This is a genomic window from Actinocrispum wychmicini, from assembly GCF_004345645.1.
Lineage (GTDB): Bacteria > Actinomycetota > Actinomycetes > Mycobacteriales > Pseudonocardiaceae > Kibdelosporangium > Kibdelosporangium wychmicini.
Genome location: NZ_SLWS01000001.1, coordinates 181010 through 195217, shown reverse-complemented (window position 1 = coordinate 195217; position 14208 = coordinate 181010). Strand labels below are relative to the sequence as shown.

Sequence of the window (14208 nt, the reverse complement as noted above, 5' to 3'; positions counted from 1 at the left end):
CCGGTCGTGACGGCACAAACGCACGTCAGGGCGGGGAGTCGCGGCCCGGCATCAAATTGCTCATCAAGGTCATGTGCTCACTCTCGCATCCCCGTCAACAGGGTTTTCCACTTGTGGACAACCCTGTGGATGACTGGCCAAACCTGTGGACAACTCGGTGCGCTGCCGAGGCAGATGTTATTGGCGGTGTGGATGCTTCACCCGGGGCGCCCCTGTGGACAAAATTCCGGGACGGCAGTTCGTCCACTGTAGACGGTAAGGGCGTTCAACTGTTCGCCTGGTCCGACTGGACCGCGGTAGGGAACTTTCTTTGACCTGATCTTGGGAAGGTCCTAAATTGCGCGGCTAGGACAAACCAGGGGGACACCGCCATGCATGGCAGATCCGTCGCGCGTATCGCCGCGTTCATCAGCACGCTTACCGTGACCTTGACCTACGCGGCCGGACTGGCCGGGGCCGACCAGGAAACACCGACGCCGTCGGCGGAACCGTCCACGTCGGCGACCGCCGACCCGCCATCGAGCTCGCCACCGTCGTCCGCACCGAGCGCTCCGTCGTCGGCCGACCCCAGTCTCCCCGCGTCGGCGAACCGGAGCGAGCACGCCAAACCCGCGGAGCCCGCACCACCCAAGGCAGCGGACACCCAGCCGAACCTCGACGTGGACGTGAAGTTCGGCAAGGCCGCCTACACCAGCGGCGAGCAGTTCTCGGCCACGGTCACCGTGAAGAACGTGGGCGAGAGCCCGGTGACCGTCCGTGCGTTGGAACAGTTCCCGACCAGCGCCGATTTCGTCCTGGACTACCCGTCGTGGGGCCCGCTTGCCTTCTCGGGCAAGGGAGTGCCGCTCGCGCCGAGTGAGTCGGTCGCGGCCACGGTCACCGGGCACCAGCGGAACGCCGAGGCGACCAGCGTGCAGTTCGCCGGCGACATCCTCGACCCGACCGGCTTGCACATCAAGCACTTCGCGGCTTCGTTCGCGATCACGCGGACCGACGGCCGGATCGGCGGGCTTGTCTTCGGCGACAAGAACAACAACGGCCAGGCCGACCCGGGCGAGGAACTCGGTGGTGTGACCCTGTCACTGGGCTACCGATGGGGTCCGAGCACGTTCACCACGGGCACTGACCATGCGGGCCGCTTCAGCCTGCCCGCGATCCCCACGGGAGCGTACTTCCTCAGCGGGACCGCGCCGGACGGCTGGCGGATCAGCTCCCGGGCGATCACCGTCGACCAGTCCGACCGCAACGAGGACTTGCGGATCCGGGCGGTCAAACCCCTACACGGCGAACTCGCCGTACAACTGCGTTTCACCCAGGACACCTACAAGGTGGGCGACATCGCACACGTGACCGTGACGCTCGCCAACAGCGGCAGCGGGCCAGTGACTGGGATCGTCGCGAACTGCAACCGGGTCGGCAACGGTGACGAACTCACTGGGAAAGGCCCGGGTTGGGGTGACCTGGCGGCGGACGGAGTGACGGTGGCCGCCGGCGAGACGAAGATCCTGGACGTGACTGAGGCCGTGCCCCAGGCCGCGTTCACCTCCGGCCGGTTGTTCGTCGCCTGCGACTTCGGCTATGCCGGTGTCGAGAACCCCGAGAGTGACCCGTCGGACTTCGACTCGGCCAGGGTGCCGGGCGGGATCGGCGGCATCGTCGGCGACATCATGTACACCCCACCCAGCGGGCCGAGGCAGCCGATCCCGGGGGTCCGGGTGGTGCTCACCAACCACGAGCACTGCCCGATCGTGGCCGAGACCACGACCGACGCGAACGGCGTCTTCGAGTTCACCAACCTGCCGGTCGGCCCCGACTACACGGTCTTCATGTTCCCGCCGGCCGGGTGGAAGGCCAAGTTCGGTGACCTGACCAGCGATGCTCTTGTATTCGACGGCGCACCGGCCCGCCTGGGCATCGAGTTCGTGCCCGGCGACGCGACGCCGCCCACGCTGCCGACGCAGCCCGCCGACTGCGCGCCGCCCGCGCAGGGGAGTCCGCCGGCTGTGGTCACCCCTGAGGGACATGCGGGCCTGGCGAGCACCGGTGCCGACGTGATCGGCCTGAGTCGCTTCGGCGCAGTCGTACTCCTTGTCGGCGTCGCCACCGTCATGTACGGACGTCGCCGGAGCCACCGATCAACGGGTCCGTAGCCTGTGCGATGTGGCACAAGTTGTCGTCGTCGGTGGTGGAATCCTCGGTCTGTCTGTGGCCCATGAGCTGGTCCGGCGGGGCGACCGGGTCACGGTCCTGGAGAAGGAGGACCACTGGGCCGCCCACCAGACCGGCCACAACAGCAACGTTGTGCACGCCGGCCTGTACTACAGGCCGGGTTCGTTCAAGGCCAGGATGTCGGTCGCCGGCAACCGGTCGGTCGTGGCGTTCGCCCGCGCCAACGGCGTGCCGGTGGACATCTGCGGGAAGCTCGTCGTGGCCACCGACAGCACCGAACTGCCGGCGCTGCGAGTGCTCGCGGAGCGCGCCGAGGCGAACGGTGTGCCGGCGAAGCTGATCGAACCCGCCGAAGCGGCCGAGTACGAGCCTGAAGTGTCGTGCGTTGCGGCTCTGCGCGTGGAGAGCACCGGGATCATCGACTTCCCCGCGATCTGCGCGGCTCTTGTCCGCCTGCTCACCGAAGCCGGCGCCGACCTGCGCCTCGGCACCCCGGCACTGGGCATCCGCCCTGGCCGGAACGGCGGAGTGGAGGTCGCGACCGGGTCCGCCGTCGTGCGGGCGGACGCTCTGGTCAACTGCGCCGGCCTGCACAGCGACCGGGTGGCCGAACTGGCCGGCCTGAAACCCCGAGCGCGGATCGTGCCCTTCCGCGGCGAGTACTACGAACTGCGACCGGACCGCCGGCACCTGGTCCGCGGCCTGATCTACCCGGTGCCCGACCCGGCCTTGCCGTTCCTGGGCGTACACCTGACCCGAATGCTCGACGGCAGTGTGCACGCCGGCCCGAACGCGGTGCTCGCGTTGCGCCGCGAAGGCTACCGCTGGCAGGACATCTCGCCCCGTGACCTGCTGGACACCGCACGGTTCCCCGGCTCATGGCGACTGGCTCGCAAGTACGGGCGAACTGGCGTCGACGAAGTGCTCCGTTCCTTGTCACGTAAGCGATTCGCCGCGAGCCTGGCCCGATTGGTCCCCGCGGTCGGCCCTGACGACCTGGTGCGTTGCGGCGCGGGCGTACGAGCCCAAGCGCTGCTGCCGGACGGTTGCATGGTCGACGACTTCCTGATCGAGAACGCCCCCAACCAGGTGCACGTCCTCAACGCACCTTCCCCAGCCGCGACATGCGCTCTGGAGATCGCCCGGCACGTCGCCGACCAGATCAGCTGAGGTCGGCGAGCTTGCGCTCCAGCAAGGCCCGCTCGCGTTCGTTGCCGCACAGCTTCACGGCGAGTTCCAGCTCGGCACGTGCCTCGTCGGTGCGTCCCAGCCGGGTGAGCAGTTCCCCTCGGACGGTCGGCAACAAGTGGGAGCTGGCCAGCGTTCCGGCGGCCGCCAGTTCGTCCACGATCGGTAGCGCCGCCGCTGGTCCATGGGCCATGGACACCGCCACGGCACGGTTGAGGTCGACCACCGGTGAGGGCGTGAGCCTGCCGAGTGCTTCGTAGAGGAGCACGACGCGTTCCCAGTTCGTGGCGTCGACCGAGGCGGCGAGGGCATGGCATTCGGCGATCGCCGCCTGCAGGCCGTACGCGCCGAGACCCCGGCCGGCTTGCTCGGCACGGGCCAGGGCGGCTCGCCCGCGGCGGATCGCGGCGCGGTCCCAGCGGCGGCGGTCCTGCTGTTCCAGCAGCACCGGCTCGCCGTGTGGCCCGGTGCGGGCGGGGAACCGTGCCGCGGTCAGTTCGAGCAAGGCCAGCAGGCCGTGCACTTCGGGCTGGTCGGGTACCAGCCGGGTCAGGATCCGGGCCAGCCGCTGTGCCTCGCCGGCGAGGTCGAGTCGGATCAGGTCGTCGCCGGAACTGGCCGAAGATCCCTCGGTGAAGATCAGGTAGATCGCGCTGAGCACCGAGCCGAGCCGCTCCGCCCGCTCCTCGGGCGGGGGCACCACGAACGGCACCCGGGCCGCCCCGAGGGTCTTCTTCGCCCGGGTGATCCTGGCCTGCACAGTGGCGGTTGGGACGAGGAACGCTTTGGCGATCTCGTCGCTGGTCAAACCGCCGACCACACGCAAGGTGAGCGCCACCCTCGCCTCCCGCGACAGCACCGGGTGGCAGGAGATGAACATCAACGCGAGCACGTCGTCGTCGATCTGGTCGGGATCCCACGGCAAATCCTGGGCTTCACCTGGTTCGCCGCCCGCGGCGACGCCGCCCTCACCCAGGTCGTGGGCAAGGGCGGCGTACCTGTCGTCACGGGCTGAGCGCCGGCGGAACGCGTCGATCGCACGACGCCGGCCAACGGTCAGCAACCACCCCGCGGGGTTACGCGGAACGCCGTCACGTGGCCAGTTCACGAGCGCCTCAGCCAGCGCCTCCTGGGCAAGGTCCTCGGCCAGCGCGAAGTCACCGGTGTACCGCGCGAGCGCGCCGACGATCCGCGCGGACTCGATCCGCCAGACAGCGGCGACGGCCTCCCGGCCAGTCGGGTCAGCCATCGCCGCCCCGCCCGGTCAGAGCTGGCCGGTCGCTTCGCGCCACGCCCGTTCCTTCTGGATCCACTCGTTGTCCTGCGGGAACTCGTCGATCGTGGTGACCCGGCGGATCTCGGTCTTGAAGCCCGCGCCACTGATCGGCGACCGCTTGGCCCACTCGACCGCCTCCTCCTGGGACGCCACGTTGATGATGTAGAACCCGCCGAACAACTCCTTGGTCTCGCCGTACGGGCCGTCGGTCACCACGGGCGTCTCGGACGAGTAGTCCACGACCACCCCCTCAGCGGCGTCAGCGAGCCCCTCGGCCGCGAGCAGCACGCCCGCCCGGATCATCTCCTCGTTGTACTTGCCGACGGTTTCCAGCATCTGCATGAAGTCGACGTTCGCCAAGCCCGCGACAGCCTCGTCGGTGGCGCGCCAGATCAGCATGTACTTCATGGTCTCTGTCTCCCTGGGTTCGTCCGGGGCCGCTCGCCGGCCCCGCTCGCCCCTAGGTCGAACGGGGAGAGCCGTGGATCGACACACCGCCGATCTTATTTCCGGCGGTCACCCGTCGCTCACCACGGCGACGGGCCACCACCCAGGACCGGTTCGGCACGAGGAAGCCGTCGAGTTCCAGTCCCGCCAGGGCAAGCTCGTGCTTGAGGACGTCGTCGTCGACTCGCCTGGTGACAACCGACTGCGACCACGCCGAGTCGTCGATCTGGTAGTCGAGGGTGAAGGTCAGCACGTCCGATGAGATCTGTTTCAGGTCGCGCATGCTGATCGTGCAACCGTCCGCCACAACCCTCTTGAATGGCGGCTCCGCGGTGTAGTCCCGGTCCGGCGGATCCCGCTGAATGATCACCTGTCCGTGGTCGGTCACATGTGCACGGCAGGTCTTCAGAAAGGCGCGACTCTGATCGAGATCCGGCGTCTCGATCAGATGCGACATCAACAGAACGACGTCGAACCGGCGGCCCATGGCAAGGTCCTCGATCCGGGATTCGACCGTTTCCGGGCCCTTGATGTACGCCAGCATGGCCGACGACTCGTCGACCGCGACGACCTCGTGACCCAGTTCGACCAGTGGACGGGTGATTCTCCCAGCACCCGCTCCCAGTTCGAGAATGCTCGCCCCGGGCGGAATCGCGCCGTGGATCAGTCCCGGGGTCGAGCCGGCCGGTAGGCGGGCGAAGAGCTCTACCGGGCTGCCGTCGGGCGTAAGCGGACTTCTCACACGTCACACTGCGCGTTGATGTGCGGCGAGAACAGGCCACAGCAGTCACCGTCGAGATCCTCGTCGAACACACCGGCCTCAATGGCCGGATGCTCGCCGGTGAGATTCTTGAAGTCCGCGCTGTTGAGCGGCGGCTGACCGGCGATCTCGATCGTGCAGTCGGACGCGATGAAGTCCACGTGCACGTCGCACGAGTAGACCTCACCTCTGATCTGGTTGCTTTGGCCGAAACCGATATGCAGACCCGGGAACCGCTCGTTGAGGTGCGAGTTCAGGGAAATGAACTGCTCGATCCCGACATTGGTGCCGAATCCCAACTCGCCGACCCGGTCGGCGTTCGGAAGTCGCAGGCACCGCTCGATGAGTTTTTCCACCAGTGGATTGTCGCAGTGGTAGTCGACCATCCTGCCGTCCTCGATCTCGAACACGGCAGGATGATCCTGAAGCCGGGCGTCGAGCTTGGTGTGCGCCGTCGAGTTGAACGCGCCGTCCGCGACGAGCTGACCACTGATCCGGGCTGGGTAGGTGGCCACCTCGCCGGCCGGGAGCAGTACGAACGCCCCCTCCCTTGGCATCCCGCGATTGCTCACCCAGCGATAGCGGCCATGGTCCAGGGTGATGTCCAACTCGGACCCGGACGACGTCCTGACCGTGAACCGCTCGGCGGACCGGAGATTGCGCAGCAGCCCCGCGTTGATGTTGTTGAGCGTGTCGGGCGATGTCGTCACACCCTGCCGGAAGAAGGCTTCCCCGGTCATGATCGTTCGGAATACTTCAGTCTTTCTCCCGGCAAACGGCTCCAACGCCGCACGGATCCACGCCGACGGCGTGACAATGTCGTACTCGACGCAGACAACCACAAGCCGAGCGCCCGACTCGTCCGGACCGGATGACATCGCGTTCAACTTGTCGGCGAAGCGGGCGACCGTCGTCCCGGAGAGAGTGTCCAGATCGGTGGTGGCCGTCGGAATTTCCCGCGCGCCCAACTCGGCGGCGATCCAGGCAGCGGGTTCACGCGCGCTGCGTGCGTAGAGAATGAGGACCCGATCTTCCGCGCTGATCCGAAGATACTGGTCAAGCATCAATGACACGCCGCGCCAAACCCGCTCATCGGGAATCCCGTGCGCAGGCGTGACATTGTCGATCAACCTGGTATTGCTCATGACGAAAACCCCCGGAGAACAAACTTTGAATACAGGCGCGCGACGGTGGTGCTGCCTCGAAGGAGCTCCTTCGAGGCAGCACCATCAGTTTGTTATTCCTCAGTCTCCCACGCGGAAGTGAACGTGACCGCTTCGTCGTCACGGCCCGAAAGGATGTCCACCAAGTCGACCGACCTGGCCGGCGACTCGTGGGTGAGCATGGTGTTCAGCGCTGCCGTGACGCGCTCATTGCGCGCGGCTTCCAAGATTTCTGTTCCCGCCATCGAAACGTTCCCCTTACGTTAGTTGGCCAGTGTTACCTGTCACAACATATGTTGACGATCTTCACTACGCCAGGCCGGACACTTGAACCCCTTGAATTCGACGCGCGAAGTGATGTCGACTACGTCGTTGATGTCGGTTTTGGTGACTGAGGAAATCGATCATGCGAATTGCGGCGAAGCACGGGCGCGAGTATGAGCAGGACAGCGAATGTCCCCGCGCCGGCGACGACGAAGGCCGCGCGGGCGCCAACCAGGCTGACCAGCACACCACCGGATATGTAGGCCAGGCCCGCGCCCAGTTGGGCGGCGGTCCCGAAGGTGCCGAACACGCGGCCCAGGAACTGGCGGGCCACGAGGTTCTGCACAACGGTGTCGTAGCCGATGTTCTCCCCGGCGTTGCCCGCGCCCGCGATCAACTGTGCGGCGACGACAACGGCGACGGCCGGGGCCAGGCCGGTGAGGATCATGCCCACGCCGGTGGCGGCGGTGGCGAGGACCAGCAGCGCCAACGGTGAGCGCCCGCGGGCCAGTCGGGTGCAGGCGACCGACGCCAGCAGCATCCCGACGCCGAACGCGCTGGCCGCGAAGCCGTATCCGGCCGCGCCGGCGTGGAGTCGATCGCTGGTGAGGAACACCAGTGCCACGTTGTCCACGGCGGCGAAGGCCACGGTGAGGAACAGGGCGAGGACCAGGACTCGGACCTGCCGGTGGGTCGCGACGTAGCGCAGACCCGCCGCCGCTTCGGCCCACATTCCGGTGACCGCCGCGGGATCACGGGCCGCCGGGAAGGCTGGGAGTCCACTGAGGAGCAACGCCGAGGCGACGAAGGTCGCGGCGTCGACCGCCAACGCGGTGTGGATCCCGCCTGGCGCGGCTGCCAGCAGGCCACCCAGTCCTGGGCCGACGGCGAGTTGCAGGGTGCGACCGAGCGCGAACAGGGCGTTCGCCGGGGCACGGTCAGCCTGGTCGACCAGCACTGGGACCAGGCTGCGCCCGGCCGGGTTGCGGATGGTGGCCAGCACCCCGGCGAGCGCGACGAGCGGGATCAGCACCGGCAGTGGTGGCAGGGCGACCGCGACCAGGCCGATGACCAGCGCCGAGGTCAGCTCGCAGCTCATCATCAGCTTGCGGGTCTGGACCCGGTCGACGAACACCCCGGCCAACGGCCCGCCGAAGCGCGGCAGAGCGTTCGCGAACAGCAGCAGCCCCACCCCAGCGGGCCCGTTCTGTTGGGCGGCAAGCAGGACGAGCACGGTAGCGGTGATCCCGTCGCCGACGAACGACACCGCCCGCGACGCGACCAACGCTCGAAACGCCGGGTTTCCGCGGAGCAGCGCTCGGGTGTCGACCATGGCTGTCAGAGTGCCGCCATCGCCCTCCGAACATCGTGGATTCGGTGTGCGTCGAATCGTGGCCGTGCCATCGTTGGTGGTATGACGCTCGTGCTGCGGTTTGGGTCGGGTGATGCGGCGCGGTGCCGGTTCGCGATGTCACCGCTGCAGGAGACGATGTCAACCCTGCTGGTGCTGACCGATCCGGGCCGCCACTGCTGGTATCTGCCTTGGCTGCGCGACGTCCAGCCCGTTGTCGCCGAGCTGGACCTGCGTCTGCTGAGCGTTGCCGCGCCGGTGCACGGGCACGGGCCGGACTTCCTGTGGCCGAGCCCGACCAGCCCGCTCACCACGATCGAGGACGACCTCGCCCAAGTCCAGGCCACCGACCCAAGCGTCGTCGCCACCGAACTCGCCGAGCACATCCGCCGCCTCGACCCGCGCACCGTGCCCAAAGACCTGTACCGCACGCTCATCGGCGACCCCACCAAGACCCGGGACATGCTGGTCGCGCAGCAGCGGCTGGCGTGGCAGGCCCTGGTGGCACCCCTGTGGGACCGGATGCGCGGCATGCTCGACGCGGACATCACCACCCGGGCTCGGCAACTGGCTGACGGCGGCCTGGAGCGGCTGTTCGCGAACCTGCACCCACGGGCAACATGGCAGAACGACGCGCTGCACCTCACCGGTCTCCGCAATGGAACCGTCGATCTGCGCGGCCGCGGCCTCGTTCTCGTCCCGACCGCCTTCGGCTGGCCGAACCTCGGCATCGGCCCCACCAACGACACTTCGCACACACCGCCGGCCCTCGTCTACCCGATGCTCGGCTCAGCGCGGCTCTGGGAACCAGCCACGGACCCACCGGCGATCACCAGACTCCTGGGCGCCGGACGCGCCTCCGTACTGGCCAAAGCCCTCTTCCCGAGCACAACCAGAAGCCTGGCCCAACGAGTCGCCCTGACCCCGGCAACCGTCTCCCAACACCTCGCCATCCTCCGCGACGCCGGACTGGTCACCGCCGAGCGTCGAGGCCGAGAAGTCCTTTACCGCCAAACCCCGCTAGCGGCAGCCCTAATGCAGTCAACGCCCAGAAGTGAATAGCGAAGACCCCATCGACGGCGTAACGGAAGGGGCGACATACCTACAGGTCAGACGTAACCATGTGGCGCGCCCGAAGGGATTCGAACCCCTAACCTTCTGATCCGTAGTCAGATGCTCTATCCGTTGAGCTACGGGCGCTTGTTCAGTTGTCGCTCAGCCGAAGCCGAACGTCCTGCGGAGGCTCCGGGATTTGAACCCGGGAGGGGTGTTATCCCCAACCGCATTAGCAGTGCGGCGCCATAGACCAGACTAGGCGAAGCCTCCCGGGGCCCTCGGCCGCTTCGGCGATAAGCGTACACAGGGCCCCGGGCCGGCTGCAAAGCGCCCCTCCTCCTCAGGCCTCGGCGAGGGTGACGAAGGGGTCCAGAGCTGCGGGGTTGGCCAGGGCGTCCCGGCTGACGGCCCGGTCAGGGGCGACTCCGGCGAGGATCTTCTTCACCGGGACCTCGCACTTCTTTCCGTTCAGGGTCCGGGGGATCTCGGTGACCACGATGAACTTGTTCGGGACGTGGCGGGGCGACAGGCTGGTGCGTAGCTCGGCGCGGAGGCGGGGCTCGATCTCGTCCAGGGTGACGCCGGGGGCCGGCACGAGGAAGCAGAGCAGTTCGCCGTCGGGTTGGCCGACGGCGGTGGTGTCGATCACAAGGGAGTCGGCGACCTCGTCGAAGCCTTCGACCACCCGGTAGAACTCGCTGGTGCCCATCCGGACGCCGCCGCGGTTGAGGGTCGAGTCGCTGCGGCCGTAGATCACCGCCGAGCCTCGGTGGGTGATCCTGATCCAGTCGCCGTGGCGCCAGACCCCGGGGAAGTCCTCGAAGTAGGCGGCGTGCAGGCGGGTGCCGTCCGGGTCGTTCCAGAACGACACCGGCATGGAGGGCATGGGTTGGGTGATGACGAGTTCGCCGACCTCGTCGGTCACTTCTTCGCCGGCCTCGTTGTAGGCGGCCACCGCGGCGCCCAGCCCTCGGCAGGACAGTTCGCCGAGCCAGACGGGGACGTCCGGGGCCGCGCCGACGAACGCCGTGCACAGGTCTGTGCCGCCGGAGACCGAGCAGATCTGGACGGACGGGCCGATCTCCGCGCCGATCCAGCGGAAGCCCTCCGGGGCGAGTGGGGCGCCGGTCGAGCCGATCACGCGCAGCGCCGAGAGGTCGAACTCACGGGCCGGCGCGATCCCTTTCTTCAGACACGACTGGATGTAGGGCGCCGAGGTGCCGAAATAGGTGATCCGGTGTTGTTCGGCGAGCCGCCAGAGGGCCGTCAGGTCCGGGTGGGCCGGGTTTCCGTCGAACAGGACGATCGTGCAGCCCACCATCAGGCCGGAGATCAGGAAGTTCCACATCATCCACCCGGTCGTGGTGAACCAGAAGAATCGTTCACCCGGGCCGAGGTCGCTGTGCAACGCCAGCGCCTTGAGGTGTTCCAGGATGATCCCGCCGTGGCCCTGCACGATTCCTTTGGGCAGGCCGGTCGTGCCGGACGAGTAGAGCACCCACAGTGGATGGTCGAACGGAACCGGGTCGAATGCCAACGAGGCGTCCGCGTTGGCCGCCAACAGGTCGTCCCACGACAACGTGTCCGGCAGGGAGGCGTTGTTGCCGAGGTAGTCGATCAGGACGGTGGCGCGCAGGCTGGGCAGTGCCGCCTTCAGTTCGTCGACGGTCGGCCTGATGTCGAACGAGCGTCCACCGTAGACGTAGCCGTCGACCGCGATGAACACCGTCGGCTCGATCTGGGTGAACCTGTCGGAGACGGCCCGCGGCCCGAAGTCCGGCGAGCACGACGACCAGGTGGCACCCAGTGACGCGGTGGCGAGGAACGCCACGAGCGTCTGTGGGCAGTTCGGCGCCAACGCCACCACGCGGTCACCCCGCTGCACGCCCAACGACACCAACGCGGCCCGGAAAGCGGCGACCTTCGCGCGCAGCTTCCCGTACGTCAGATACGCGGATTCGCCGTCCTCACGGTGGAACACGATCGCCAGGTCGTCGTCCGGCTTGCCCGACAGGGCCTGTTCGGCGTAGTTCACCGTGGCCCCGGGGAACCATTCCGCGCCGGGCATCGACGTCGAGCCGAGCACCTGGGTCGGCGGCGTGTGGAAGACCACGCCGAGGAACTCCGCCAACGCGCCCCAGAACCCCGCCAGGTCAGTGGTGGACCACTGCCACAGCGCGGCATAGTCAGGCAGGTCAAGGCCACGTTCGGTGCGCAGCCACTCGCGGAACGCGGCGATCCTGCTGTCGGCCACCCGGGCCGGGTCGGGCTGCCACAGCAGCTCAGGGGCTTCCGTCGACGTCATGCCCCTGTTCCTATCGCTCAGACCACCGTGTCGTCCACCAGCGCGGCGAGCCGGGGCGGATCCACCGGCGTAACCGTGACCCAGTCGCCTGTGGTGCGCAGCACATACCGCCCGTCCGGGGTGTCCACCCACGAGAACGCGGTACGGACCCGGCTGTGGGTCACCCCGAGCCGTCCGCCGCCGAGGCGGGTGGTCAACGCCTTGGCCACCATCGACGCGTCCCGGGGACGGATTCCGGCGCGGCCCAGCTCAGCGCTGAAACCTGAGATCCCGTCACGTTCGCCGGCGGCACATGCCGTGTCGAAGTCGGCCACTCTGATGTTCACCGAACTGCCTGGTCCCGCCGGCAGTGGCACGACCGCGTCCAGCAACGCTCCGGTGATCCGCTCGACCGGCCCCACCCGCACCTCGTCGCCCACGCGGGCCGCCACGGCTGTGCCGCGCTGGCCCGATCCGACGACGGCCGCGAGAGACGACTCCTGGCCGTCGACGGTCATCTCCACGAGCTTCTCGTGGCCGGCCAGCACGTGCAGCGGGATCGCCACGTCCTTGGCGGGCTGCCCGACCGTGCCCAGGTCCCGGCTGTTCAGCGTCGCGGAGGCCTGGGTGTTGAGGTCGGCACGGGTCCGCGCGGTCCGACCGAGGCGCGGAATGCCGAGGGCGGTCGGGATCGGGCCGAGGTTGAGCGCGGACCACACCAGGCTGAACTCGGCCGCGCTGAGCTGGATCCAGCCCGAGCGCGGGTCACGCACCGTCGTCCCCGATCACCGGTGGCGCCAGCCGGTCGGCGATGCTCCAGAGACTCGGATCGCCCTCCAGATAGCCGGGTGACTTCCGCTCCCGGTCCTCCTCCTTGTGCCCGGCGCCCGCGCCCATCGCACCCGGTGCCATGGCGGCGGCGGACGGACGAGCGGACGTCGGCTGAGCGGCCGCCGCGGGCCGCTGCTCAACGGGCGGCGTGGGCGCGGCAACCGCTGGCTGTTTGCCAGGAGCGGGTGGACCACTCTCGGGACGAGGCACCGCAGGGCCGCTCTCCCGAGGGGGTGCGACCGATCCACCTTTGGCCGGCGCCGGTTCGTCGATCAGGCCCTGGACAGGCGGAACCACCGGCCCAGGTTCAGGACGCGACGGAGGAGCCGGCGGGTCGACGGGATTCAGGGCCTGCCGCAACGACGGCGGCGAGAACGCGGGAACAGTGCCGTACACCTCCTGCGACGCGTCCTGGAACCGTTCCATCACGCGGGCGGCTTCCTCGTGGGCGGCCTGCTGTTGGGTGGTGCGTCCGGCGGGATCCTTGACCAGGTCACGAGCTGAGCCGAACGCTGCGGACATCGGCGACGTGCCGCTGTGCACGGGATGCACAGGCACGCGCGTCCCCAGCGGGATCCCCGGCACTGGTTCGGGCATGCTGCGGCGGGCGTTCTCGGCGTTGTCCGCCTCGACGGAGATGCAGCCCGACACCTCGGTCGCGGTCGCGCCGGTGTTCGTCGACCACGTCGACAGCGCGGCCATCGTGCCGCGTGCCTGGTCGGCCGCCTCGCCCTGCCACGCGTCCGCACTGGCCGCAAGCGCTTGCGTGAGCTCGTCGCCGATCTCCTGCAGGGCCTCGCCCAGCCGGGCCCACGCGGCCGCGACCGCGGTCGCCCCGGCGAGGTCCACCCCCTGGTTGACCATGTCGTAGAGCTGCTCGTGGGCGAACGTCATCCAGTCGACGTTCTCGTACAGCGACGCCTCGCCCGGCTTCGGCTCGGGTTCCGGTTCGGGCCAACGCATCAGCATCAGACGTCCACCTCCAGCCCGAACCTCGCGGCGGCCTGGCGCATGTTCCGTGCGGCCGTCTCGTCGGTGACCACATAGCTTCCGGCGGCTGCTCGCACGGTCGCCAGCAGGTCGCCGAGGACCTGGCCGAACTCGGTCAACACGGGTGTCACCGCGGCCGCGTTGCCGGACGCGGTGTTCCGCAGCCGCCCCGCGACCGTCTGGCCGACGAAGTTGGCGCCGAACTTCAGCGGTTGACCCAGGTCAGCGCAGTCGCCGACCAGGTCCTCCACCCGCGCGTGCAGCCGGGTCAACGTCGCGATCAGGGCCTTCGCCGCGGTGGGATCGAGTTTCAGCCCACCGATCTCAGCCTTGTGCCGGACCTCCTGGGCCTGGCCGGCCACTGGGACGAGTGCGCCGGCCGCGCCGCCGAATGCCGGCATGGCCTTGGGATCCTTCGCCATGCCGGCA

General features: G+C 68.5%; 13 protein-coding genes and 2 tRNA genes. 3 read left to right on the top strand and 12 right to left on the bottom strand.

The annotated features are described in order from the left end of the window. The first annotated feature begins 371 nt into the window (after nucleotides 1–371). Nucleotides 372–2150 carry an SdrD B-like domain-containing protein gene (locus tag EV192_RS01000; RefSeq protein ID WP_132110184.1) on the top strand — a complete coding sequence of 593 codons (1779 nt, stop codon included), beginning with the start codon at nucleotides 372–374 and terminating at the stop codon, nucleotides 2148–2150. 10 nt (nucleotides 2151–2160) lie between these two features. After that, on the top strand, nucleotides 2161–3339 hold the full coding sequence (lhgO, locus tag EV192_RS00995) for an L-2-hydroxyglutarate oxidase (RefSeq protein ID WP_132110182.1): 1179 nt from the start codon (nucleotides 2161–2163) through the stop codon (nucleotides 3337–3339). On the opposite strand, the gene EV192_RS00990 is transcribed toward lhgO, so the two are convergent. The 6 genes from EV192_RS00990 to EV192_RS00970 form a co-directional block, all read right to left on the bottom strand. After that, a complete protein-coding gene (locus tag EV192_RS00990) occupies nucleotides 3332–4606 on the bottom strand; it encodes an RNA polymerase sigma factor (protein WP_132110180.1) in 1275 nt (424 codons plus the stop codon). The two genes, lhgO and EV192_RS00990, sit on opposite strands and share 8 nt — an antisense overlap. Before the next feature lie 15 nt (nucleotides 4607–4621). Next, the gene (locus tag EV192_RS00985) at nucleotides 4622–5041 is read right to left on the bottom strand and encodes a YciI family protein (RefSeq protein WP_132110178.1); all 420 of its coding nucleotides are present in this window, start codon (nucleotides 5039–5041) and stop codon (nucleotides 4622–4624) included. 52 nt (nucleotides 5042–5093) lie between these two features. After that, nucleotides 5094–5822: a class I SAM-dependent methyltransferase gene (locus tag EV192_RS00980; RefSeq protein WP_132110176.1), complete on the bottom strand. Its 729-nt coding sequence runs from the start codon at nucleotides 5820–5822 to the stop codon at nucleotides 5094–5096. Continuing rightward, entirely contained in the window at nucleotides 5819–6985 is a 1167-nt protein-coding gene (locus EV192_RS00975; RefSeq protein ID WP_132110174.1) for a CgnE/CgnB domain-containing protein, read from the bottom strand. Before EV192_RS00975 ends, EV192_RS00980 begins: the two co-directional genes overlap by 4 nt. Before the next feature lie 92 nt (nucleotides 6986–7077). Next, nucleotides 7078–7248, bottom strand: a complete 171-nt coding sequence (locus EV192_RS53545) for a hypothetical protein (RefSeq protein ID WP_165960159.1) — start codon at nucleotides 7246–7248, stop codon at nucleotides 7078–7080. A 119-nt stretch (nucleotides 7249–7367) separates the two neighbouring features. After that, complete coding sequence (locus EV192_RS00970) at nucleotides 7368–8600, bottom strand: MFS transporter (RefSeq protein WP_132110172.1); 1233 nt, start codon at nucleotides 8598–8600, stop codon at nucleotides 7368–7370. 81 nt (nucleotides 8601–8681) lie between these two features. Here EV192_RS00970 and EV192_RS54555 point away from each other — a divergent pair, with 81 nt between their 5' ends. Beyond that, nucleotides 8682–9680, top strand: a complete 999-nt coding sequence (locus EV192_RS54555) for a DUF5937 family protein (RefSeq protein ID WP_207925852.1) — start codon at nucleotides 8682–8684, stop codon at nucleotides 9678–9680. A 62-nt stretch (nucleotides 9681–9742) separates the two neighbouring features. On the opposite strand, the gene EV192_RS00955 is transcribed toward EV192_RS54555, so the two are convergent. The 6 genes from EV192_RS00955 to EV192_RS00930 all read right to left on the bottom strand — a co-directional run bounded on the left by EV192_RS00955 (nucleotide 9743) and on the right by EV192_RS00930 (nucleotide 14201). Next, a tRNA-Arg gene (locus tag EV192_RS00955) sits at nucleotides 9743–9818 on the bottom strand. 37 nt (nucleotides 9819–9855) lie between these two features. Then, nucleotides 9856–9944: transfer RNA gene (locus tag EV192_RS00950), tRNA-Ser, on the bottom strand. 70 nt (nucleotides 9945–10014) lie between these two features. After that, nucleotides 10015–11979 carry an acetoacetate--CoA ligase gene (locus EV192_RS00945; protein WP_132110168.1) on the bottom strand — a complete coding sequence of 655 codons (1965 nt, stop codon included), beginning with the start codon at nucleotides 11977–11979 and terminating at the stop codon, nucleotides 10015–10017. A 17-nt stretch (nucleotides 11980–11996) separates the two neighbouring features. Then, nucleotides 11997–12731, bottom strand: a complete 735-nt coding sequence (locus EV192_RS00940; RefSeq protein WP_132110166.1) for an ESX secretion-associated protein EspG — start codon at nucleotides 12729–12731, stop codon at nucleotides 11997–11999. Next, nucleotides 12724–13758 carry a PPE domain-containing protein gene (locus tag EV192_RS00935; RefSeq protein WP_132110164.1) on the bottom strand — a complete coding sequence of 345 codons (1035 nt, stop codon included), beginning with the start codon at nucleotides 13756–13758 and terminating at the stop codon, nucleotides 12724–12726. Before EV192_RS00935 ends, EV192_RS00940 begins: the two co-directional genes overlap by 8 nt. After that, nucleotides 13758–14201, bottom strand: coding sequence for a hypothetical protein (locus EV192_RS00930; RefSeq protein ID WP_132110162.1), 444 nt, complete (start codon nucleotides 14199–14201; stop codon nucleotides 13758–13760). The genes EV192_RS00935 and EV192_RS00930 overlap by 1 nt, the downstream gene beginning before the upstream one ends. Between the last annotated feature and the right edge of the window lie 7 nt (nucleotides 14202–14208).

Excerpts from the sequence above, each read along its gene's own strand:
- EV192_RS00945 (WP_132110168.1), bottom strand. The coding sequence starts at position 11,979 with ATGACGTCGACGGAAGCCCCTGAGCTGCTGTGGCAGCCCGACCCGGCC.
- EV192_RS00930 (WP_132110162.1), bottom strand. The coding sequence starts at position 14,201 with ATGGCGAAGGATCCCAAGGCCATGCCGGCATTCGGCGGCGCGGCCGGC.
- EV192_RS00990 (WP_132110180.1), bottom strand. The coding sequence starts at position 4,606 with ATGGCTGACCCGACTGGCCGGGAGGCCGTCGCCGCTGTCTGGCGGATC.
- EV192_RS53545 (WP_165960159.1), bottom strand. The coding sequence starts at position 7,248 with ATGGCGGGAACAGAAATCTTGGAAGCCGCGCGCAATGAGCGCGTCACG.
- EV192_RS00935 (WP_132110164.1), bottom strand. The coding sequence starts at position 13,758 with ATGCTGATGCGTTGGCCCGAACCGGAACCCGAGCCGAAGCCGGGCGAG.
- EV192_RS00975 (WP_132110174.1), bottom strand. The coding sequence starts at position 6,985 with ATGAGCAATACCAGGTTGATCGACAATGTCACGCCTGCGCACGGGATT.
- EV192_RS54555 (WP_207925852.1), top strand. The coding sequence starts at position 8,682 with ATGACGCTCGTGCTGCGGTTTGGGTCGGGTGATGCGGCGCGGTGCCGG.
- EV192_RS01000 (WP_132110184.1), top strand. The coding sequence starts at position 372 with ATGCATGGCAGATCCGTCGCGCGTATCGCCGCGTTCATCAGCACGCTT.
- EV192_RS00985 (WP_132110178.1), bottom strand. The coding sequence starts at position 5,041 with ATGAAGTACATGCTGATCTGGCGCGCCACCGACGAGGCTGTCGCGGGC.
- EV192_RS00970 (WP_132110172.1), bottom strand. The coding sequence starts at position 8,600 with ATGGTCGACACCCGAGCGCTGCTCCGCGGAAACCCGGCGTTTCGAGCG.